Annotated in this window: 22 protein-coding genes; 10 read left to right on the top strand and 12 right to left on the bottom strand. The window is 67.5% G+C overall.

Annotated features, from left to right (window positions below; all coding sequences use genetic code 11):
* Positions 1–39 precede the first annotated feature (39 nt).
* Together AB0J95_RS31265 and AB0J95_RS31260 are read left to right on the top strand one after the other, a co-directional pair.
* Complete coding sequence (locus tag AB0J95_RS31265; RefSeq protein WP_364765778.1) at positions 40–396, top strand: STAS domain-containing protein; 357 nt, start codon at positions 40–42, stop codon at positions 394–396.
* A 190-nt stretch (positions 397–586) separates the two neighbouring features.
* Complete coding sequence (locus AB0J95_RS31260) at positions 587–1558, top strand: winged helix-turn-helix domain-containing protein (RefSeq protein ID WP_364765776.1); 972 nt, start codon at positions 587–589, stop codon at positions 1556–1558.
* A gap of 52 nt (positions 1559–1610) precedes the next feature.
* Here AB0J95_RS31260 and AB0J95_RS31255 read toward each other — a convergent pair whose 3' ends face one another.
* Positions 1611–1925 (bottom strand): hypothetical protein, encoded by a 315-nt coding sequence (locus tag AB0J95_RS31255; protein WP_364765774.1) that lies wholly within the window; start codon positions 1923–1925, stop codon positions 1611–1613.
* 72 nt (positions 1926–1997) lie between these two features.
* Between AB0J95_RS31255 and AB0J95_RS31250 the strand changes: the two genes are divergently transcribed.
* Positions 1998–3410, top strand: a complete 1413-nt coding sequence (locus AB0J95_RS31250; protein ID WP_364765772.1) for a phospholipase D family protein — start codon at positions 1998–2000, stop codon at positions 3408–3410.
* Between the two features lie 32 nt (positions 3411–3442).
* Here the strand turns inward: AB0J95_RS31250 and AB0J95_RS31245 are convergent, their stop codons facing one another.
* The 4 genes from AB0J95_RS31245 to AB0J95_RS31230 form a co-directional block, all read right to left on the bottom strand.
* Positions 3443–4621: a substrate-binding domain-containing protein gene (locus AB0J95_RS31245; RefSeq protein WP_364765770.1), complete on the bottom strand. Its 1179-nt coding sequence runs from the start codon at positions 4619–4621 to the stop codon at positions 3443–3445.
* Positions 4618–5028, bottom strand: a complete 411-nt coding sequence (locus tag AB0J95_RS31240; protein WP_364765767.1) for a hypothetical protein — start codon at positions 5026–5028, stop codon at positions 4618–4620. Before AB0J95_RS31240 ends, AB0J95_RS31245 begins: the two co-directional genes overlap by 4 nt.
* Complete coding sequence (locus AB0J95_RS31235) at positions 5015–5512, bottom strand: DUF6313 family protein (RefSeq protein ID WP_364765764.1); 498 nt, start codon at positions 5510–5512, stop codon at positions 5015–5017. Before AB0J95_RS31235 ends, AB0J95_RS31240 begins: the two co-directional genes overlap by 14 nt.
* A 101-nt stretch (positions 5513–5613) precedes the next feature.
* Positions 5614–6216 (bottom strand): TetR/AcrR family transcriptional regulator, encoded by a 603-nt coding sequence (locus AB0J95_RS31230; RefSeq protein WP_364765761.1) that lies wholly within the window; start codon positions 6214–6216, stop codon positions 5614–5616.
* A gap of 48 nt (positions 6217–6264) precedes the next feature.
* On the opposite strand from AB0J95_RS31230, the gene AB0J95_RS31225 reads away from it, so the two are divergent.
* Positions 6265–7731 carry an FAD-dependent monooxygenase gene (locus AB0J95_RS31225; protein ID WP_364765758.1) on the top strand — a complete coding sequence of 489 codons (1467 nt, stop codon included), beginning with the start codon at positions 6265–6267 and terminating at the stop codon, positions 7729–7731.
* A 33-nt stretch (positions 7732–7764) separates the two neighbouring features.
* Here the strand turns inward: AB0J95_RS31225 and AB0J95_RS31220 are convergent, their stop codons facing one another.
* Positions 7765–9795 carry a serine/threonine-protein kinase gene (locus AB0J95_RS31220; protein WP_364765755.1) on the bottom strand — a complete coding sequence of 677 codons (2031 nt, stop codon included), beginning with the start codon at positions 9793–9795 and terminating at the stop codon, positions 7765–7767.
* A gap of 110 nt (positions 9796–9905) precedes the next feature.
* Between AB0J95_RS31220 and AB0J95_RS31215 the strand changes: the two genes are divergently transcribed.
* Genes AB0J95_RS31215 through AB0J95_RS31205 form a run of 3 tightly spaced genes read left to right on the top strand, consistent with a single transcriptional unit; the run spans position 9906 to position 12381 of the window.
* A complete protein-coding gene (locus tag AB0J95_RS31215) occupies positions 9906–10880 on the top strand; it encodes an ABC transporter substrate-binding protein (RefSeq protein ID WP_364765752.1) in 975 nt (324 codons plus the stop codon).
* A 14-nt stretch (positions 10881–10894) separates the two neighbouring features.
* Positions 10895–11626: an ABC transporter ATP-binding protein gene (locus AB0J95_RS31210; protein WP_364765749.1), complete on the top strand. Its 732-nt coding sequence runs from the start codon at positions 10895–10897 to the stop codon at positions 11624–11626.
* The gene (locus AB0J95_RS31205; protein WP_364765746.1) at positions 11623–12381 is read left to right on the top strand and encodes an ABC transporter permease; all 759 of its coding nucleotides are present in this window, start codon (positions 11623–11625) and stop codon (positions 12379–12381) included. The genes AB0J95_RS31210 and AB0J95_RS31205 overlap by 4 nt, the downstream gene beginning before the upstream one ends.
* Before the next feature lie 19 nt (positions 12382–12400).
* Here the strand turns inward: AB0J95_RS31205 and AB0J95_RS31200 are convergent, their stop codons facing one another.
* Entirely contained in the window at positions 12401–14707 is a 2307-nt protein-coding gene (locus AB0J95_RS31200) for a hypothetical protein (protein ID WP_364765743.1), read from the bottom strand.
* Positions 14698–15276: a DUF2238 domain-containing protein gene (locus AB0J95_RS31195; RefSeq protein WP_364765740.1), complete on the bottom strand. Its 579-nt coding sequence runs from the start codon at positions 15274–15276 to the stop codon at positions 14698–14700. Before AB0J95_RS31195 ends, AB0J95_RS31200 begins: the two co-directional genes overlap by 10 nt.
* Positions 15277–15436: 160 nt before the next feature.
* Here AB0J95_RS31195 and AB0J95_RS31190 point away from each other — a divergent pair, with 160 nt between their 5' ends.
* The gene (locus tag AB0J95_RS31190) at positions 15437–16021 is read left to right on the top strand and encodes a TetR/AcrR family transcriptional regulator (protein WP_364765737.1); all 585 of its coding nucleotides are present in this window, start codon (positions 15437–15439) and stop codon (positions 16019–16021) included.
* Here the strand turns inward: AB0J95_RS31190 and AB0J95_RS31185 are convergent.
* The 4 genes from AB0J95_RS31185 to AB0J95_RS31170 all read right to left on the bottom strand — a co-directional run bounded on the left by AB0J95_RS31185 (position 16018) and on the right by AB0J95_RS31170 (position 19124).
* Complete coding sequence (locus AB0J95_RS31185; RefSeq protein WP_364765734.1) at positions 16018–16806, bottom strand: enoyl-CoA hydratase/isomerase family protein; 789 nt, start codon at positions 16804–16806, stop codon at positions 16018–16020. The two genes, AB0J95_RS31190 and AB0J95_RS31185, sit on opposite strands and share 4 nt — an antisense overlap.
* Positions 16807–16820: 14 nt before the next feature.
* On the bottom strand, positions 16821–17807 hold the full coding sequence (locus AB0J95_RS31180) for a zinc-dependent alcohol dehydrogenase family protein (protein WP_364765731.1): 987 nt from the start codon (positions 17805–17807) through the stop codon (positions 16821–16823).
* Between the two features lie 74 nt (positions 17808–17881).
* A complete protein-coding gene (locus tag AB0J95_RS31175) occupies positions 17882–18451 on the bottom strand; it encodes a hypothetical protein (protein ID WP_364765728.1) in 570 nt (189 codons plus the stop codon).
* A 76-nt stretch (positions 18452–18527) separates the two neighbouring features.
* Positions 18528–19124: a hypothetical protein gene (locus tag AB0J95_RS31170; RefSeq protein WP_364765725.1), complete on the bottom strand. Its 597-nt coding sequence runs from the start codon at positions 19122–19124 to the stop codon at positions 18528–18530.
* A gap of 219 nt (positions 19125–19343) precedes the next feature.
* On the opposite strand from AB0J95_RS31170, the gene AB0J95_RS31165 reads away from it, so the two are divergent.
* Together AB0J95_RS31165 and fxsA are read left to right on the top strand one after the other, a co-directional pair.
* A complete protein-coding gene (locus AB0J95_RS31165; RefSeq protein WP_364765722.1) occupies positions 19344–19616 on the top strand; it encodes a hypothetical protein in 273 nt (90 codons plus the stop codon).
* Between the two features lie 74 nt (positions 19617–19690).
* Positions 19691–19864, top strand: coding sequence for an FxSxx-COOH cyclophane-containing RiPP peptide (gene fxsA / locus AB0J95_RS31160; protein ID WP_364765719.1), 174 nt, complete (start codon positions 19691–19693; stop codon positions 19862–19864).
* Positions 19865–19871: the final 7 nt, after the last annotated feature.

Below are 19871 nucleotides of genomic sequence, written 5' to 3'. Positions count from 1 at the left end.
TCGAGATTGGATGTCGGCGAGCGGAACGGGGACCGGACGATGACTGGGCAAGGCGCGGACACACGTCTGGACTGCCAGCTGGAGCAGCGGGCGCACGCGATCGTCGTATCGGTGACCGGGGCGGTCGACCTGACCACACAAGGGATCTTCGCGGACGCGGTGGCCGACGCGTTACGGGAGCGGGCGACCGTCGTGATCATCGACCTGGCCGAGGTGACGTTCATGTCCTCCCCCGGGCTGGCCGTCCTCGTGGACGCGCACGAGAACGCGATGCGCGCCCACAAGGTCGTTCATGTCGCGATCGGCACCGGGGTGGTCAAGCGGTCGATCGAGGTCACCGGCCTTGGCGAGATCTTGTCCCTGGTCCCCGACGTGCAGACGGCGTTGGACCGCTAGGGCGCCGACGGTGCACGCGGTCGGCTCGGCCTCGTAGAGCTGGATATTGTGTTGGCACTGAGGCATTTGGCCAGTGCCAGGTGGATCCTTGATCTGCCCCTGGCACGGGCCTAGCATCCACAACTGGGCCGGGCCTGGGGGAAAACGGGCCGGGACTGGGACTGTTCCTCTGACCCGTACTGGTGGCGTCGTGTTACGTGTCTATTTCACTCCGGAAGACCTGGCGAGAACGAGAATCAGCCAGGCACCGCAGCCGATGTGGGAGCTGGTGCTGAGCCTGCACCGGCTGCGGCGGCGGGATGACGGGATGGTGTTCGACGAGTGGCGCCGGGCCGCTCTGCCCAAAGTGCCGTCGTCCACGCGGATGCTCACCGACCTGGTCCCGCATTTCGGCTACTACGCGGACTTTCTCACGCCGATGCCGACTGTGCCGTCGGTCACCGCGGGCGTCTCGGTGCTGCTCGGCACGGCCAAACGCCAGCTGCGCACCGACGTCGCAACGCTCGCGCAGGCCCGCGGGTTGCCTTCGTGGACCACGAATCTGAGTGAGGGCGAACCGGACACCCTGCGCCGCTTGGGTCAGGCGGTCGACCAGTACTTCGCCGCGTGCCTTTCGCCGAGCTGGGCGCAGGTCCGGGCCGCGGTGGACCGGGAACGCGCCCAGCAGGCCGAGATGCTGGCCACCAGCGGCCTGGCCGCGGTGCTGCAGAACCTGCACCCCACCGCACGCTGGCAGTATCCCGTACTGGAGATGGCCTATCCGGTGGACCGGGAGCTGCACCTGCGGGGCCGTGGCCTGCACCTGGTGCCGTCGTTCTTCTGTCTCGGTACACCAACGACTTTCCGGGACGACGCGTTCGAACCCGTGCTGGTATACCCGATCCGGCACGAGGTGGGCTGGTCGCGCACCAGCGACGACGCGAGCAGGCCGCTGGCCGCGCTACTCGGCCCGACCCGGGCCAAAGTGCTCGAAGCCATCGGTGAGAGTCCGTGCACCACAAGCGATCTGGCCCGGCGGGCGGCGACGACGCTGCCGACCGCCAGCAGGCAGACCGCGGTACTGCGGCAGGCCGGGCTGATCAGCAGCCGGCGGGATGGCCAGTCCGTGGTGCATTCGCTTACCCCTCAAGGGCGTTGCCTGCTGGACGATCCGGCGCGCTGAGCGGGTAAGGACCCGGGCGTCTCTCCAAGGGTGCCCGTGGGGCGAAACAGGCTCAGGCTCGCCAGTCCTCGCGCCAGTCCGGGTGGGCATCGTAGACCGAGGCGACGAGCTTGAGGGTGTCCTTGTCCCGCATGGTGGAGGCCTCGCCGCGGAGCAGGGCGAGCTTGTCACGGAACGGAACGGGGATCCGTTCCTCGGGGTTCTCGACCGGGTCGGCGGCGATCAACAGGCCGACGCCGTCGTCGGTGGGCATGATCCGGATGCGGCCACGGCGTTCGGCCTCGTCGAGCAGGGGCAGTTCCCCGCGATCGAAACGCTGTTCGTCCTCGGCGAGGCGGGCCAGGACGAAGCCGGTGAGATCATCCATGCCCGCAGGATGCCCGCCCCGCCGCGCTCCTACACCGTTTGACGAGCCGGGTTTGCGGTAACCATGTCTGGTATGGGCTTTCTTGACCGGATCGACGATCGGCTCGGGGACGGACTCGAACACGTACTGTGCGCACACCATGCGCGCCGGTTACGCCGGTTGGGCTGGGGTGATGTGCTGTCACAGCCTGCGACGGGGTGGTTCACCCCGCATGCCCCGGTCCGGGCCGGCTGCAAGGTCAAGGTGCTCATCGACGGCGAAGAGGCGTTGCGGGAGATGGTCGAGGCCATCCGGGGTGCGCGGTCGCACGTGCATCTCGCCGGGTGGCACATGAGCCCCGAGTTCAGGCCTACGCGCGGTCACGACGCCGTGACGCTCCGAGATCTGTTGGCGGAGATGGCGGAACGCGTGGATGTGCGGGTGTTGATGTGGGCGGGGCCGCCGGTGCCCGCGTTCGAGCCGACCCGTGGGCGGGCGCGCCAGGCGTGTCAGGAGTTCATGCGGGACAGCCGGGTGCGATGCGTACTCGACGCGCGCGAGCGAACCCTGCACTGCCACCACGAGAAGCTGCTGATCGTCGACGACTCGATCGCGTTCGTCGGGGGCATGGACCTCACCGCGCTGGAAGGCGACCGGCACGACAACCCTTCGCATCCCGCCGACCGGCCGATCGGCTGGCACGACCTGACGATGCGCGTCGAAGGACCGGTGGTCGCCGATGTGGCGGACCACTTCCGGCTCCGCTGGGCCGAAGTGGCGGGTGAGAACCTCCCGGCGCCGCGCACACCCGATACCGCGGGTCCCTCTACTGTCCAATTTGTACGGACAGTCCCCGAGAAGACCTACCGGTTCGCGCCACGGGGCGAGTTCGGCGTGCTGGACGCCTACCTGCGCGCGCTGCGGTCCGCCGAAAACCTGGTCTACCTGGAAAACCAGTTCCTCTGGTCACCGGAGATCGCCGACGTGCTGATCAGCAAGCTGGCCGACCCGCCGCATGACCGCTTCCGGGTCGTGCTCGTGTTGCCCCGCAAACCCAGCAACGGTGCCGACACCACCAGGGGCCAGCTCGGCCGCCTGCTCGACGCGGACGACGGGAACGGCCGCCTGCTGGCCGTCACGCTGACCTCGCACGGCGCCGACAGCGCGGTGCCGGTCTACGTCCATGCCAAACTGGGCATCGTCGACGACACCTGGCTGACCGTGGGTTCGGCCAACCTCAACGAGCACTCCCTGTTCAACGACACCGAGGCCAACCTGATCACCAACGATCCCGGCCAGGCCCGGGACGCCCGGCTGCGGCTGTGGTCCGAACACCTCCAGCGCCCGGTGTCCGAAATAGACGGAGATCCGGCCGACGTCGTCGACCGCCTGTGGCGTCCCTTCGCCGAAACCCATGACCAGCACCGGCTCACCTTGCTGCCCGGCGTGTCCCGCCGGGCAGGCCGGTTGCAAGGCCCGCTGCGCGGCCTGCTCGTCGACGGGTAGCGGGTCACCGCCGCGAGCAGAGATCCTCGACATCACCGACGCAGCCGTAGTACCCGAAACCCGCCATCCTGCTGCGACCTTCGGCGGTCAGCAGGTAGTCGCGGAACGCGTCGGGCAGGGATCCCCGGTTCGGGGCGGCTGTAGGTGTAGACGTATTCGACGGTCCAGAACTGGTAGCCCGCGCGGATGTCCTCGAGGGTGGGGTTGCGGTGTTCGAGGGTGATCTTCTTGACGCCGGTGGCCTGTTCGACGTCGGAGACGTCGGCGTAGCCGATCGAGTCGTCCAATGTGGATACCCGGTCGATGAGGTCGGCGGTCGAGCCCAGCTCGCAGACGATCGGCTGGCGGTCGGTGAACTCGGGACGGCGGTCGCGGCAGGAGTCCGAGGTGGCCCCGGCCTGACGGACGGGCGAACCCGGCGCACCCAGGACATACTGCTCCAGAGTTCGGCGGGTGCCGGAGGTGGTCGAACGGCCAACCACCCGGATTTCGCCCGTGTCACTGGGGTTTCCGGTGACGTCGCTCCAGATCCGCGCCGAGCCGGTGAAGATGCGCCGCGCGTCCACAAGCGACAGTGTGTCGATCGGCACGTTGTCGCTGACCACGAACGTGAACGGGACGATCGCCAGCGGCTCGGGCACCAGCTGGGGGAACTCGTCGAACCGGCCGTCGGCGAGCGCCAGCTGTCTGGCCTGGCTCCCGGCGTCGACGAGCCGCTGCAGCCCCTCCCGGCTACCGGGTGTCCGCACCTTGATGGACGCGGCCGGGCAGTACGCGCCGTACGCGCCCGCCAGATCCGTTGCGGCGCGGCCGAAAGCGCTCGACCCCTCGGCGGTCAGCGCTCCCGGAACGCACGCGATGCCCTGCGGCAGCTTGGTGAACGGCGTGACATTGTTGAGCAGCAACACCACCGCGAACGCTCCAGCGCAGATCGCGGTCAGGCCACCCCAGAACAACGTGTCCGGCCGGATCCGCTCACGGCCCTGGCGGGTGGTGATCTGGCCGTCCCGCAGCTCGCCGTCCACCTCGACCTTCTGCTTCACGTCCGCGAGGGTCCCGGACAGCACGATCACGAGTTTGAAGGAGTGCCCGGGTTCGAGGCCGATCATCGGCAGCTTCACCAGGTCGTCATCGATGGCGATGTCCGGCAGCCCACGCATCACCCGTTGCAGCTCGGACGGCTCGAAGTCGGTGGCGTCGACCGAGATCACCTTCCGGCCGGGAACCTCAGCGAAAGCGGCGACACGTAGTCCTCGCCGCCGATCAGCGTGCCGCCGGTGTTCTTGACCCGCACCACCACGACCCCGGCGTCCGGCACCGCGTCGTGTTCCCCTTCCAGCCGAACGGTCTCCCCGATGTCCACGCCGAGCGCGACCGTCAAGGCGATCCGCGGGCTTCGACGGCGGCGTGGCGCGGCATGGTTGACCACCGTGTCCGACACCCGCCGGGCGCCCGGCGAAGTCGACGGGTCGGCCTGTTTCGCCCGGCTGATCCGTTGCCCCGCCAGCTTCGACTGCTCGTCGATCCACTCGACGCTCTGCTCGGGATAGGCCCTCTCGTGCAGGTCCCGGGTGAGCTCCTGAATGGTCCTCGGCATCTTCCCCTCAGGCGTGGACATCGGCGTCACCTCCTTGCGCCGCATGGCATAACGGGCACCGGCCGGACATCCCGTCCAGCACGTACGAGGCCTCCAGCACCGCTTCCCACATGACCTGCCTCGGTCCGCGGCCGCGGTCGGCCTCGCCGACGTTCAGGAACCGCTCGACGATGATCTCCCAGTGGTCCTGGGCGAGCTTCCAGTCGCCGTCGTGCCGCATCACGAACCGGATCGCGAAGTAGTGCGGGATCTCGAACCCGTGCCGCCCGTACTGCAGCCGGTCGAGCAACGGGATCGGCCCGATCCGCCGCACCAGGGACCGTCCGCGCAGGCGCCGGATGTTCCGGTTGTCCGTCACCTCGGTGACCACGTAACCGGCCACCGCACCCGCGAATCCGGTCACCACCAGCCATCCGGCGATCGACAAGGGCAGCGCCAGCGCGGGACTCGCCGTATCCCACGGCGACTCCCGCCTGGGCGAATCGACATCACCCGGTTCGCTCACATCCCCGTCCCTCGCAACCATGCCTGCCGCGAGGATATGTCTCACCTGCCGGGACCGGTCCCGTGTTCACTTTCACGACACCAGGAATTCCGGTTGTCCACTCAGGACATTCCGTCGGCCACCCGGTCGAAGGCGACGTTCAGTGCGGCGAGGTACTCCGCGGTCACGGTGTCCGCGTCGGCACCGGCGAGCATGCGGCGGATGCCGAACGGGTAGGTGGCGCGGATGATGCCGAAGGCGATGGCGGCGGTGAGCTCGGGGGTGGGGTCGTCGCTGGTGGTGGCGATGATCGCGGTGAGGGTGGTTTGCAGCTCGTCGACGGCTTCGCGGGCGCGGGCGACGAGGGCGGGCGAGTTGATCACCGTCTGCCAGAACACCGGGAAGTTGTCCCGGAAGCCGCCGAGCGGGTGCCGCTCCTCGGCGAGATCGATCAGCAGGCGCCGGATGGCCCGCAGCGGCGACTCCCCCGGCTCACGGTCGCGGACCGCGGCGGTCAGCAGCTCCTCGGCCTGCGGGGCGCGGTCGAAGAAGATGTCCTCCTTGCGCGGGAAGTAGTTGAACACCGTCACCTTCGACACGCCCGCGGCCTCGGCGATCTCGGCGATGGTGACGTTGTCGAACCCACGCGTCATGAACATCAGCGTGCCGTGGTCGGCGATCCGCTGCCTGGTCTCCGCCTTCTTCCGTTCCCGCAGTGAGGTCACCGTCATAACTATACCCGACTAAATTTTGAGTCGGGTATAGTTTTTGCCATGGACTACGACGTGATCATCTCTGGGGCCGGTCCAGTCGGTCTGATGCTTGCCTGTGAACTGAGGCTTCGTGGGGTTTCCGTGGCCGTGCTGGAGCGGCTCGAGGAGCCCGACCTAACGGTGAAGGCGGGGGCGATCAACATCCCCACCGTCGAGGCGTTCTACCGGCGCGGCCTGGTGCCCGCGCTCACCGAGGCGCAGCAGGCGGCGCTGAGCCGGTTCGGGGCGGGCGGACCACCGGCGGGGGCGCCTAGGTTCGTCGGCCACTTCGGCGCGATCTGGCTGACCGGCGACAAGCTGGATGAGTCCGATGTGGACTTCAACGGGCGCGGCGCAGCGGGCACTGTTGGTCTCGTTGCCCAGCAACAGATCGAGGCCATCCTCGGCAAGCACGCCGAGGAGCTGGGCGTGCACGTGCGGCGCGGCACTGAGCTGACCGGGTTCGACGAGGACGACACCGGGATCACCGTGCACGCAGGCGAAACACACCTGCGGGCGGGCTGGCTGGTCGGGTGCGACGGCGGGCGCAGCCTGGTGCGCAAGCTGGCCGGGTTCGAGTTCCCGGGCACCGGCCCGGAGATCACCGGCCACCAGGCGATGGCCGTGATGACCGGCCGGGAGAACCTGAAGCTGGGCTGGAACAGCACGCCCACCGGCATCTACGCGCACGGCCCGATGCCCGAGCGGATCCTCACCGTCGAGTTCGATGGCCCGCCCGCCGACCGGGACGCCGAGATCACCAAGGAGGAACTGGAGAAGAGCATCCTCGCGGTGTCCGGTGTGGACGTGAAGGTCACCGAGATCAAGTCGGCCACCAGGTTCACCGACAACGCTCGCCAGGCCACCACCTACCGGATCGGCCGCGTCCTGCTCGCCGGGGACGCCGCCCACGTGCACTCCCCCTTCGGCGGCCAGGGCCTGAACCTCGGCATCGGCGACGCGGTCAACCTCGGCTGGAAGCTCGCCGCGACCGTCCAGGGCTGGGCCCCGCCCGGCCTGCTGGACAGCTACACCACCGAACGCCACCCGATCGGCGCCTGGGTGCTGGACTGGACCCGCGCCCAGATCGCCATCATGCGGCCCGACCCGTACGCCCAGGCCCTGCGCGCCATCATGACGGACCTGGCCGGCACCACCACCGGCACGACGTACTTCGCCAAGAAGATCTCCGGCGTCTGGCAGCACTACGACCTGCCCGGCGACCACCCGCTGATCGGCCGGACCGTCCCCGGCCTCACTCTGGCCGACGGCACCCACCCCGCCGACCTGATGCACTCCGGTTCGGGCCTGTTGCTGGACCTCGGCCAGCTGCCGTCCCATGTGGACATTCCTGCCGAACGGGTGCGCAAGGTCGAGACCACCTGCGCGGAGGACCTGCCCGGGTTGCTGATCCGTCCGGACGGGGTCGTGGTGTGGGCCGGGGGCGAAGGCCTCGACGAAGCCCTGGCCACCTGGTTCGGCTGCTGAGCGGTTCACAACGCAGGCCCTGCGACTGACGAGTCAGCCGGCGATGTTCCAGATCCGGATGACCTTGTCGTCGCCCGCGCTGGCGAGGCGCTTTCCGCTGGGGTCGAACACAACCGTGTTCACCTTGGCGGCCGAGCCGACCAGGATGGCGCGCAGGTGTTTGCCGGCCACGTCCCACAGGTGGATGACATTGCCCAGGCCCCAGGCGGCGATCGTCTTGCCGTCCGGGCTGAACAGCACGTCGGTGGTGGTGATGTCCTCGACCCGGTCGAACACCGCTTTGCTCTGGCCGGTGGCGACATCGTAGATCTGCAGGGTGTTCTTGCCGTCGGCGTCCGGGACCGCGAGCGATTTCCCGTCGGGGCTGAAGGACACGTCGCTGCCGGTCGCGTCCTTGATCGTGCGGACCGTGCGGCCGGTCGCCGGGTCGGACAGCCGGATGTCGGCTTCCTTGTCGCAGTTGGCAAGCAGCGTGCCGTCCGGGCTGAAGGTCACGTTGCGGAAGCCGCCGCCGTCCGGAATGCCGATCTTGACCTGGCGGCTCGCCACGTCCCACACCTTGGTCGTGCCGCCGTGCGTGGCACCCGCGATCAGCTTGCCGTCGGGGCTGAAGGCCAAGGACTTCATGATGGAACCGCTGTCCGTCAACGCACCGATCAGCTGGCGGTCGGCGACGTTCCACAACCTGGTGCTGTCGCCGAGGAAGTTGCCACCGACGGCCAGGAGCTTGCCGTCGGGGCTGAACGCGACGACATCCGCGGAGGCGCCGCCGGTTCCGGGCGGACCGGTGAGCGTGGCGATCTGCTTGCCGCTCGACGTGTCCCACAACCGGGCCATCGGCTTTTCGCTCAGGTCGTCGTCGCCGCTGGCCAGCAGCTTGCCGTCCGGGCTGAACGACACCGAGGTGACGCGGTGCTCGTGTCCGGTCAGCTGGATGTGGTCGGTGATCTCGGCCGGCTTTCCGGGGTCGGTGGCCGCGCCCGTGTCGCTGGGCTCGGTCTCCCGGCTGGGCTTGGTGGTGGCGTTCGCCTTCTGGGAAGCCGGGTTCGTGCTGGCGGTGTTGGTGGACGCCGGGTTCTGCTGGTCGTCCTTGGAAGAGATCAACCATGCCGCCACGCCGATCGCGGCGAGCGCGCCACCACCGGCGGCGAGCAACATCGTGCGCCTGCGGACATTGCCTTTACTGGCGTCCGGGTACGCGACCGGCGCAGGCCCAACGGGGTACGCGCCGACCCGTTGTGTCTCAAGGTCGATGCCGGGGCTGGACAGCGCGACGGCGGCCTGTTCGGCGGTCGGGCGCCGGGCCGGGTCCTTGCTGAGCAGCGCGGTGATCACGCCGGAGAGGCGTCCGGCGCGCTGTGGTGGCGGTGGATCCGTGGTGAGCAGGGCCGACAGCGTCGCCATGACGTCGGCGCCTTCGAACGGCGGACGCCCTTCCACCGCCGTGTAAAGCGTGGCGCCCAACGACCACAGGTCGGACGCGGGCGTGCTGGCCGACGTGCTCGCCTGTTCCGGGGCCATGTACTGGGGTGATCCGACGACGGTGCCGGACACGGTCAGCTGGACCTCGCCGATCAGCCGGGCGATGCCGAAGTCGGTGATCACCACCCGGTCCTCGGCCAGCAACACGTTGGCGGGCTTGAGATCCCGGTGCACGATCCCGGCCTGGTGGGCCACCCGCAGGGCGTCCAGGATCTGCGTGCCGATCCGCGCGACCTGTTCGACCTGCAGACCGCCGTACGTCTGGATCGCGTCGGCCAGCGAGCCGCCGCGGACGAACTCCATCACGATCATCGGGGCGCCGTTGAACTCGACCACGTCGTGCACGGTGACGATGCCAGGGTGGCTCAGCCGGCCCGCGGCGCGCGCCTCGCGGATGGCGCGTTCGCTCAGCGAGGCCCGCTGCTGGTCGTCCAGGCCGGGTGGGAACAGCAGCTCCTTGATCGCCACCTCGCGGTCGATCAGCTCGTCGTGACCGAGCCAGACCCGGCCCATCCCGCCGGCGCCGATCACCCGCACCAGACGGTATCGCTGGGCAACAAGCATTCCCGGTGACTCGGTCATGGGGGCGCAGTGTAGGTCCGATTGGGCAGCGATCCGGCAAATCTCCCCTTTGTCTGCCCCATCAGGCTGCTCTAGTTTGGAAAAAAGTAACCAAGGGGGAGGAGACGCTCGTGAGAATCCGCCCAGTCGCCGCCGTCCTGCTGACCGCCGCCATCCTGGGCGGTTGTACAAGTACGCCACAGGGCAGCCCACGGGACAAGGTCTCGTACCTGACCTCGTTCAACACGTTCGGCCGCGACGCGTACGCCTACGTGGCCCTGGACAAGGGTTACTTCACCGACGCGGGCATCGACGTCACCATCACGCCCGGCACCGCGACCGTCGACGTTCTCAAGCTGGTCGCGGGCGGCCGGGCCGATTTCGGGGTCGGCGACTTCACCGCGACCGCGATCACGGTCGCCAAGGAGAAACTGCCGGTCACCGCCGTCGCCATGGTGCACCAGAAGTCCCTCGCCGCCATCGTCACGCTGGCCGACCGCGGCATCAGCAAACCCACGGACCTCCAGGGAAAGCAGATCGGCGACCAACCCGGCTCCACGAACCAGCTGATGTTCCCGGTGTACGCCAAAGCGGCCGGCATCGACCCGAACCAGGTCAAGTTCGTGCCGTCCGCTCCCCCTGCCCTGCCGCAACTTCTGGCCTCGGGCCAGGTCGACGCGATCGGCCAGTTCGTGGTCGGGACACCCCTCATCGAGAAGGCGGCACAAGGCCGCAAGACCTTCGTCCTGCCCTACGGCGACCTGATCCCCGAGCTGTACGGCAACGCCCTGGTCACCTCCAAGGACCTCGCCGCCAAGAACCCCGAGCTGGTCAAACGTTTCCGCGACGCCCTCCTCAAAGGACTGCGGTACTCCATTGACCACCCGGATGAAACCGGCCAGATCCTCCGCGAGTACCAACCCACCCAAGACCCGGCCGTAGCGGCAGCCGAAGTCAAACTGATGGCGCCCTACGTCCGCCCCGTCGGCGTCATCGACGAACTCCGCGTTTCCACGACCATCCAGCTGCTCATCTCCGCCGAGGCCATCCGCGCGGGCTCAGTGTCCGCACCGGACCTCGTATCGTTCGAACTGGCCCCCAAGTGATCGAACTTTCGGGCGTGACCAAGGTGTTCGACGGCAGGCGGCGGGCCGACCCTCTCGTCGCCTTGGACGGGATCGATCTCACCGTTGACACCAATGAGTTCGTGACGTTGATCGGCCGCTCCGGTTGCGGGAAGTCAACACTGCTGAGGCTGATCGCGGGCCTCCTGCCACCATCCGCGGGATCCGTTCTCGTGGACGGCGTCCCGGTGACCGGGCCACGCCGGGACGTGTCGTTCATGTTCCAGCAACCGGCGTTGCTGCCATGGCGGTCGGTGCTGGCCAACGTGTTGCTCCCGATCGAGATCTTCGGTCTGGACCAACGCAGCTACAAGAACCACGCCATCGAACTCCTGGATCTCGTTGGCATGAAGGGATTCGAGAAGCGGCTGCCGCGGGAGCTGTCCGGCGGCATGCGGCAACGGGTGTCGTTGTGCCGGTCGCTGATCCAGAGCCCCACGGTGATGCTCATGGACGAGCCGTTCTCGGCATTGGACGCCCTCACCCGCACCGAGCTTTCCGAGGAGCTGCAACGGGTTCATCGCGAACTCGAGACCACGGTCGTGTTCGTCACGCACTCCATCGACGAGGCGGTGCTGCTGGCCGACCGGGTCGTCGTGCTCAGCCCCCGCCCCGGCCGGGTCCGGTCGATCGTGGACGTTTCGGTTCCTCGGCCGCGGGTCCCGGGCGTCGAGGTCGCCAAGGTCGCCGATGAGCTGCACGAGTTGTTCAGGGGCGTGCACGGGTGAACCGGATCCTGTTGCCGCTCCTGGGAATCATGGCCGTCATCGCCCTGTGGTGGCTGGCCACGATCGTGTTCGCCATCCCCAAGTTCCTTCTCCCCAGCCCCCAGGACGTATTCGAGACCTACCAGGGCCAGCAGGCGTTCCTGTGGGAGCAGACCTGGGTCACCGTAACCGAAACCGTCCAAGGCTTCGCCTTGTCGATCGTGGTCGGCGTGCCGGTGGCGCTGTTGATCGTGTGGTCGACCATCCTCGAACGCATGATCTACCCGCTGCTGCTGGCCGTGAACGCGGTACCGAAGATCGCCATCGCGCCGATCCTCGTGGTGTGGCTGGGATTCGGCCAGCTGCCCAAGGTGATCCTGGTGCTGCTGGTGTGCTTCTTCCCCGTCGTGATCTCCACGGCCTCGGGGATGAAGTCGACACCCACCGAGTTGGTGGAGTTGCTGCGGTCACTGGCTTGTTCGCGGCGGCAGGAGTTCTTCAAGTTGCGGTTGCGGTGGGCACTGCCTCAGATCTTCGTGGGCCTCAAGGTCGCCATCTCCCTGGCGGTCATCGGCGCCGTCATCGCCGAGTTCGTCGGCGCCAGCGCGGGCCTGGGCTACGTCATCGTGCAGTCGGGCGCCGCCGCTGACACCTCTCTGGCATTTGCCGCCATGGTTCTGCTGGGAGTGATCAGCGTCGTGTTGTTCTACGGGCTAGTTGCAGTAGAGCGGTTCACATTGCCCTGGACAGAGGAAACAACGCAGGCGGACAATTGACACGCAAGTGCGGGGCACGCTATTCGGGGCTCAATTCTGCTGTCGCCACAACCGATTGGTTGTCGTCCGTGCGGGTGTAGTGGAGGCCGGTGGGGGTTTTCGTCAGCTCGACGGTCGCGGTACCGACACAGCGGACGTCTGTGGAGGGGCGGCGGGTCTCGCGGAAGGTGGCCTTGTCCGGGGTGGAGTCGGTGAGTTCCCACTGGCCATCGCAGCCGAAGCCGGGATAGAACACGTTGGCGCGCTGCTCGATCAGCTTGGTGGGCGTCAGTTCGACGTGAACTCGGTATTCCTTGGGGTGGGCCGGGTCGGTCACCGGTTGGGTGGAGTTCCAGGTGCGCGCGAACCCTGGTGGGAGGCCGGGGCTGCACTTGGTGTCGGTGAACGCCGTTTCGAGGTTGTGTTTGTCGATGGGACCGGTTTTGCCGGAGGTGAGGTCGAAGGCGGTGCGTTTGCCCCAATGACCGTGGTAGGTGTACCACGGCTGCTCTTTGACGCTCACAACGTCACGAGAGGTATTCCAGGCGAAGCCCTTGCCAGTCTCGTCCGTGCCCCACTGGGTGCCGTCGTAGACCGAGTACGTGCTCTCGCGCCCATAGGAACCATGCCCGCCCTTGGCGGAGAACACCACGGGATGGCCATCGGCGGTCTCAAGGTTGCCCCAGTCGAGCCGGCACGCGGGCGCCTCATGCTTCCAGAACGCGACCCCAGTCGGCTTCCCATCGGTCACCTGCACGGCAATGCGCTCCCAGTCGCCCTCATGGCTGCCGGGCGGATACGTGTCATTGCCGTAGAAGAACCAGTACAGATAGGCGCCGCGCCGACCGTCCCCGCCGTCGAGGTACTGCCAGTACACCGGCGCGTTCACCTGACGGTCGGCGCCAGGTTTGTCGCCGTGCAAGGCGTTGTCGTCGATATCGAGGTACCAGCCCGTGCCCTGGCCGACCGGCTGGTCCGTCTGGACCTTCTTGCCACCCTCGTCGTGCAGGCAGAAGCCGTCCTCGCCGGGCGTGACCACCGACGTGTGCTTGTACTCACCGCGTCCGAGTTTGGTCTCATCGAGCTGGGTGGCCACGGGGTCCCCGTCGCGGCAAACGTTCGCACCGTGGTCGAACCACAGTGCTGACTTGTGCACAAAGTCCACTGTGGACATCGGGAAGTCCGGCTCGTCCGGATGCAGCCACACCATCGGCGCCAGCCGGACGGCCATGTCCTGGTCGCCGGTGTTCGGTGGTGCGGCAGAACGCTGCGGAGGTGTCCACACGTTGCGGACATCGCGATCCAGCACGGTCCGCTGCCCCTTCTCCACCAGACCGAGCGGACTCCCCTTACCGTTGCTCTGCACGGAGTGCTCGACCGTGGAGCCGCCACCGATGTCACGTACCGACTCGTACTTCCGTGAGTCGACCTGACTCCACGCGGACCCATCGAACTTCCAAGGAGTGTGCGGCACCTTCTCGGCACACCTGTCATTCGGACGCAATGGATCAGAACTGGTGCAGGTCCACGTCCAAGCCGTGACATGCAGACTGCCGTCCGCCGCCCACCACAAATGGTCGCGCCCGCTGTTCCAGGCGTCCGCGGCCACCTCAGGAGACGTGGCGCGCAAGGGTTTGTCGTCGGTCTCCACCTGCTGCCCAGATGTGGTCGGATCGAACCAGTACACCGACGCCACCCCAGTCGAGGCACCAGTGGACCCGTTCACGGCGTACGCGAAAGCCTGTCTCCCCTGCCAGTTCCGCGGAGTGAAAGCCGCATCCACCACGCCAATCGCGCTACCCACCTTCGTCCGAGACCCATTCGCCGGATCAAGAACGACCACATCGGTCTCATCCCTCGCGCCCGTCGCCGTGATCAGGAACAGCACCACCCGATCCCCAGCGCCATCCACCCGGCTCATCTTGTGATCAAGCGGAACCTTGGGCCCAGGCCGCAAAGTGGCCGCGTCAAAGACCGCGACCTCCTGATCCCCATAGTTGCCAGCGAAAACCCTGCCCGCCGCCACCGCGATACTCGTGCACTTACACGCAGCCCTAGCCACAGCCCCACTCTTGGCGTCCACGGACACCAGCTCCGTCGAGGTCGCCGCCACGAACCGTGACCCGTCGGCGGCCCACTCCCCATCACTGACCACCTCGGCCGGTACCTGCGCGACCTGTGACGCTCCACGCATCACCCGCAACCCCGACCCCGTGGCGTACGAGTACACCGGCTGAGCCGGACTGTCCACAGGAGGCGGCGCGGCAGGTGGTGGCGGCTTCGGATCGCAAGCGACCACCCCGCCCAGCACCAGCACAACGCCCAGCAAACGACCTGTCAGCCCCACGGTGACCTCCCTGATTCCGAGAGGCTAACAACCGATGCCCGCCGCCGCCTGCCGATCGCCTGAACCACGACCGCGACCACCGCCCCGACCAGGGCAAGTGTCATGTCCTTCTGCGCATCCCACACATCCCCCTGCTGCCCGTTGTACGCCTCCACCATGTCGGGCGCGAGCGTCATCGCCACGCCCCATTCGAGCAGTTCATACGCCGCACTGGTGGCCAGCACCACCTCCAGGGACCGCAACGGCTTCCACCGCAGCATCATCGTGAGACACAAGCCATAGGTGAAATGCACCAGCCGATCGAAGTGGTTCCGGTGCCACCCGAACACATCCGACAGCCGGAACCCGAACAATGCCTGCGTCCACTCGTCATAAGGCACGTACGAGTACATCCACCGAGCCGCGATGGTGTGCACCCCAAGGAACACCAGCGCCCACACCCACACGCGCAACGGCAGCCCATACCGACGGTGAACCCAGCCCAACGCCACCAGAGCGACCACAGTCAGCGAACTGTGCAGAGCCTGCTCAACGGGCCACGGCGGATCCCACCAAGTGAGCGCGGCCACGATTGCGAACAAACCCCAAGCCCAAAGATGCCCCCGTGTCATCCACCCAGCGTGGCGAGCGCGCGTCGCGGCCAGGTCTCGGTTGACCGCACGGTTACCGAACCGGTACTCGACAGTGCCGACTAGACCGATTCGTCTAACGAGGGGGTATCCTGGGAACATGAACGCTCAGGCCACGCTGCCGCACCGGGAGCGCCTGCTCCGCGAAGGAACCAAGCTGTTGTACGCCAACGGCTTTCATGGGACCACTGTGGACAAGATCCTGGCCGAGACCGGCATCCCGAAGGGGTCGTTCTACCACCACTTCGGGTCCAAGGAGGCGTTCGCGCTGGCCGCGCTGGAGCGGTACATGCAGTTCCAGCACGAGTTGCTGGACCAGTGGGCCAACCGGGACGATCTGAGCACCGCGGACGCGATCGTCGGCTACTTCCAGGACATGGCGACCCGGTTCGTGCGGTCCAAGTACATGCGCGCGTGCCTGCTGGGCAAGCTCGCCACTGAGACCGCCGCGGGGTCGCCGGTGTTCCGCAAGGCGTTGGCCGGGTACATCGACGACTGGAAGCGCCGGCTCGTCGAACGCTTGCAGCAGGCGGGTGATATCCGCACGGATATCAGCGTCGAGCAGATCGCGGACTCGGTGCTGACGCTGATCCAGGGTGTGTTCGTGATCGCGCTCGCCGCCCGAGACCAGGGAGCCCTGGACTCGACGGCGGCGACCTTGCGGCTGGTGGTGGCGGGCGGCTAGGCGCCGACGAACTTGGTGTGCTCGCGGAACGTGCGGGCACCGTGCTCCATCAGGGCCGCGACCCCGGACTGCATGTCCATGGTGTCGAACAGATCCACGACGTGATCGAGCAGGAACGCGTCCGCCGCGCGGACTCCGCTGGTCGCGGTGATCCGGATCAACGCCTTGGCGGCGGCATGCGCCCGAGTCGGCCCCTCGGCGAGGTTCCGGGCGAATGTCAACGTGTGCTCGTCGAACTGGTCGGTGGGTACGACCTGGTCCACAATGCCCCACTCGGCGAACTTCGCCGCGTCGTACAGGGCCGCGCTGAAGCAGATGCTCCGCGCCCGCGCCACTCCCGCCCGCTGCGCAAGGCGTTGCGCCCCGCCCAGCAACGTCGACGTCCCGATGCTCGCTTCGGTCTGCCCCAGCTGGGTTCCCTCGGCGGCGATGATCAGGTCACAGGCCAGCGCCAGTTCCAAGCCACCGGCGAGGCAAAGTCCTTGCACAGCGGCGACTGTGGGTATCGGCGCGTCTTCCAGTTGCTGCACAACGGGAATCATGCGCCGGAACCAGCTGCGTGCCTGAGCCGACGTCGTGCCGTGGAACATCCGCACGTTGGCGCCGCCGGAGAAGTACGAGCCGTCGGCCCGCAGCAGGACAGCCCTGGCCGGGCCGGACAACGCCTCGTCAACGACGGCGGCGAACTGCTCGATCAACTCCTCGCCCACCAGGTTCAGTGGCGGGTCGGCCAGGGTGATCACCGCGAGTGACCCGTCGAGGTCGAGCTTTACCTTGCCGGACATGGCGGATTCTCCGATCAGCCGAAGGTGAACAGGATCTTCCCGGCGGTCTTGCCGGCCATCGCGTGCCGGAACGCGTCGCGGTAGCCGGCCAGCCGGTAGGTCGCCTCGATCGGCACCCGCAGCTCGCCGGACGCGACCAGAGCGCCCAGCCGGTCGTACATCTCGTCGATCTCGGCCCGCGGCGCCTCGCGCATCCAGTGCATCAGCCAGAAACCGGTCACGCTGATCCGCTTGAAGATCAGGTCCACCGCCAGGACAGCGGGATTGCGGCTGGGGATGCCCGCGTACGTCACGACTTTGCTGCCAGGCTTGAGGAAGTTCGCGACCCGGGACAGCGCCGGACCACCGGCGGCGTCCAGCAGCAGGCTCAGCTTGTCCTTGCCCAGCGCCGTCGCGATCTTCTTGCGAAGCTCGTCGTCATCCTCGAGCAGCACGACATCGCCGCCCGCGGCGGTCACCACGTCGGCGGCCTCGGGCCGGCGGACGATGTTGAGCGTGTGCAGGCCCTGTCGTTTGGCCAACGCGATCACGTACTGGCCCACTGCGGAATTGGCCGCGTTCTGGGCGATCCAGTCCCCCGGCTTCAGCGGTTCGAGGCGCAGCATCACGTCCGCGGTCGCCGGGTTGACCGCGAGCATGGCCTGCTGCAGCAGATCGCCGTCCTCGCTGACCGGGACCACGTTGCGCTGCTTGACGACAACGCGATCCGCCCACGTACCTTGTTCGTACGTGGGCATGATCATCACTCGGCGGCCGGTCAGCTCCGGCGGGACCTCGCTGCCGCATTCCACCACCCGGCCGACACCCTCACCGCCGAGCGGCGAGGGCAGTTCGGGTCGCACCCCGTAGAAGCCGCGGACCAGCAGCAGGTCCGACGCGTTCAGCACCGCCGCCTGCATCTCGACCAGCACCTCGTCCGGTCCCACCGCAAGCCCGGGATCATCGAGCAGCTCGACCGACTCCAGCGGGTCCCCAAAGGACGTGACAACCAGGCGCGGCATGGACAACTCCAGACGACGGCGTCGCAAGGCCAACGGACCTCACTAGACTAAGTCGTCTAGACCGAACCGTCAACTCAGGGCGTGTACCGCTCGCTGACCTTGGCGATGTGGTCGGTACCGTCCACCTTGATCTCGGCGACGAGCATGATGCCGTCCTTGAGCGACTTCAGCAGGACGTCCTTGGAGCACGGCGCGGTCCCGTTGCCCTTGCTGTCGGCGGACATCTCGTTCGACAGGCAGAGGGTCCCCACGCTCAGCACGGTCACGTTCGAGGCCAGCGGCAACCGGTGTACGCCCGTGTCACCAGGGACATCGACGTAGTGCCCGTTGTTGGGGCCGCCCGGCTGCCACTTGGTCAGCTTGAACTGGACCATGTCCACTTTGGCGTCATAGCCGGTCAGCCACACGGTCTGGGTGGTGTCCGGGAAGCGGGCCTCTGACTTGTCCACTGTGGACGAGTTGCTCGCGTCGACGGCGTCCCCGGAAGGCGTTCTCGCCGGCAGCTGCGGTACCTGCGCGGGCGTGGTCACCGTGCTGGTCGCGGGCGGCGGTGCGCTCGCGTTCTGGCTGGTACAGGCCGAAAGCAGCGTCCCCGCACCGAGTGCGATGCCGGCGGTGACGAGCTTGATGAACCTGGCACCCATTTCCTTCTCCCCCTTGCGTTCGTCTTGGTCTCTACAAACTCCAGACGTACAGCGCGGAAGGGGGTTGCTCGGGTGCTCAGAGGCAGGGCGGCCGGTACCCGTCGATCTCCAGGCCGCGGAACTCCAGCTTGTTCGCGGTCTTGCCGACGAACACCAGGCCACGGGCCTCGGGAAGCGCGGAAGCGAACGAGTACGTCGGCGTGCCCAGCTCAGGCAGCGACGTCCATTTCCTCGGCGAGAAGCTGAAGAACTTCCGGACCATCTTGCCGCCGGTGGACGGCACCAGCGTCAGCCATTTGTCCCCACCGCTCCAGTGCGACGCCGGGCGAAGCTGGACGTAGAGGTCTGCGGTGGCGCTGTAGGTCATCCAGAACCCCGACGACCGCGACAGATCCGCCTGCGCCTCGAACTTGTTGCCCAGCCAGACGACCGCCACATGCCACTCGGCGTTCAGGAACGTCACCTTGGCCGCGTACCTGTTGCCCTCACGGACGAGCAGGCTCCCGGTCGCCGGGACGGTCGTGCCTTCGCCGCTGGCCAGCCACTGCTGCAAACGGTCGATCGACGGCGTCGCGCATTCACAGCCCCGCTGGACGGTATCCGCCTGTGCGACCGTCCCCAGCCCGAGCACCAACACGGAAGCGATCGCGGCGAATACCGAACGTGAGCGCATGCCGGGAACGTAGCACACCCCGGCACCTGTTTGTCTAGACCAATCCCTGGTCCTGGTTCCCGATGGCGACCTCGACCGCGGGCAGCTTGGTCCTGGTCTCGGTGAGCACCGCGCGCACAAGTCCGGTTCGGTCTCCCACACGGCGAAAGCACGCCGAAAGCACCACTTTCGGGCAACTGGGGATCCCGGCCGAGATCGGCCTCGACGCCCCTCGCGGCGATGATCGAGGCCCAGGCCCGCCACCTCGTGGACCGCATCCACCACGTCCGCCGCACACGCGCCCGGTCCATCGAGGTCCGCCCGGAGACCCAGGCCCGCTTCACCGGCTGGGTCCGCGACCGGATGGCCGCCACCGTCTGGCAGTCCGGCGGCTGCCGCAGCTGGTACCAGGACCCCCGCACCGGCCACAACACCCTGCTCTGGCCGGACACCACCATCGTCTTCCTGCGCCGCACCCGCAGCCTTCGCCGTCCGGATTTCGTGCTGCGCTGAGACGTGGGAAACCGGCTCGCCAGGAAGTATGGTCTAGGAGAGTTCCGATTGGCCCTAGGGCGAGGGGGTTGAAAGTGGACGACTCCGCGGCCGCGCCGGAGAGCGACCTGGTCGATCTCACCGGTCTGCTGCTCGAAGCGCTGCCTTCGCTGGGTGACGCGCCACTGGCCCATTCGATCCGGCGGGTGCTGGCCGAGAGCCGGAGCACCACCGGGACCGTGGTGTCCGGGTTCGAGTCGAACATCTGACCCGGGA

The organism is Actinocrispum sp. NPDC049592, from assembly GCF_040675465.1.
GTDB lineage: Bacteria > Actinomycetota > Actinomycetes > Mycobacteriales > Pseudonocardiaceae > Kibdelosporangium.
Note: the sequence above shows the minus strand (reverse complement) of the source record. Positions and strands in the feature narration are given on the sequence as shown.

Bases quoted from the DNA above. Each gene is read 5' to 3' on its own strand.
- AB0J95_RS31265 (WP_364765778.1), top strand. From the start codon at position 40: ATGACTGGGCAAGGCGCGGACACACGTCTGGACTGCCAGCTGGAGCAG.
- AB0J95_RS31255 (WP_364765774.1), bottom strand. From the start codon at position 1,925: ATGGATGATCTCACCGGCTTCGTCCTGGCCCGCCTCGCCGAGGACGAA.
- AB0J95_RS31250 (WP_364765772.1), top strand. From the start codon at position 1,998: ATGGGCTTTCTTGACCGGATCGACGATCGGCTCGGGGACGGACTCGAA.
- AB0J95_RS31240 (WP_364765767.1), bottom strand. From the start codon at position 5,028: ATGTCCACGCCTGAGGGGAAGATGCCGAGGACCATTCAGGAGCTCACC.
- AB0J95_RS31225 (WP_364765758.1), top strand. From the start codon at position 6,265: ATGGACTACGACGTGATCATCTCTGGGGCCGGTCCAGTCGGTCTGATG.
- AB0J95_RS31220 (WP_364765755.1), bottom strand. From the start codon at position 9,795: ATGACCGAGTCACCGGGAATGCTTGTTGCCCAGCGATACCGTCTGGTG.
- AB0J95_RS31190 (WP_364765737.1), top strand. From the start codon at position 15,437: ATGAACGCTCAGGCCACGCTGCCGCACCGGGAGCGCCTGCTCCGCGAA.
- AB0J95_RS31185 (WP_364765734.1), bottom strand. From the start codon at position 16,806: ATGTCCGGCAAGGTAAAGCTCGACCTCGACGGGTCACTCGCGGTGATC.
- AB0J95_RS31180 (WP_364765731.1), bottom strand. From the start codon at position 17,807: ATGCCGCGCCTGGTTGTCACGTCCTTTGGGGACCCGCTGGAGTCGGTC.
- AB0J95_RS31175 (WP_364765728.1), bottom strand. From the start codon at position 18,451: ATGGGTGCCAGGTTCATCAAGCTCGTCACCGCCGGCATCGCACTCGGT.
- AB0J95_RS31170 (WP_364765725.1), bottom strand. From the start codon at position 19,124: ATGCGCTCACGTTCGGTATTCGCCGCGATCGCTTCCGTGTTGGTGCTC.
- AB0J95_RS31165 (WP_364765722.1), top strand. From the start codon at position 19,344: ATGATCGAGGCCCAGGCCCGCCACCTCGTGGACCGCATCCACCACGTC.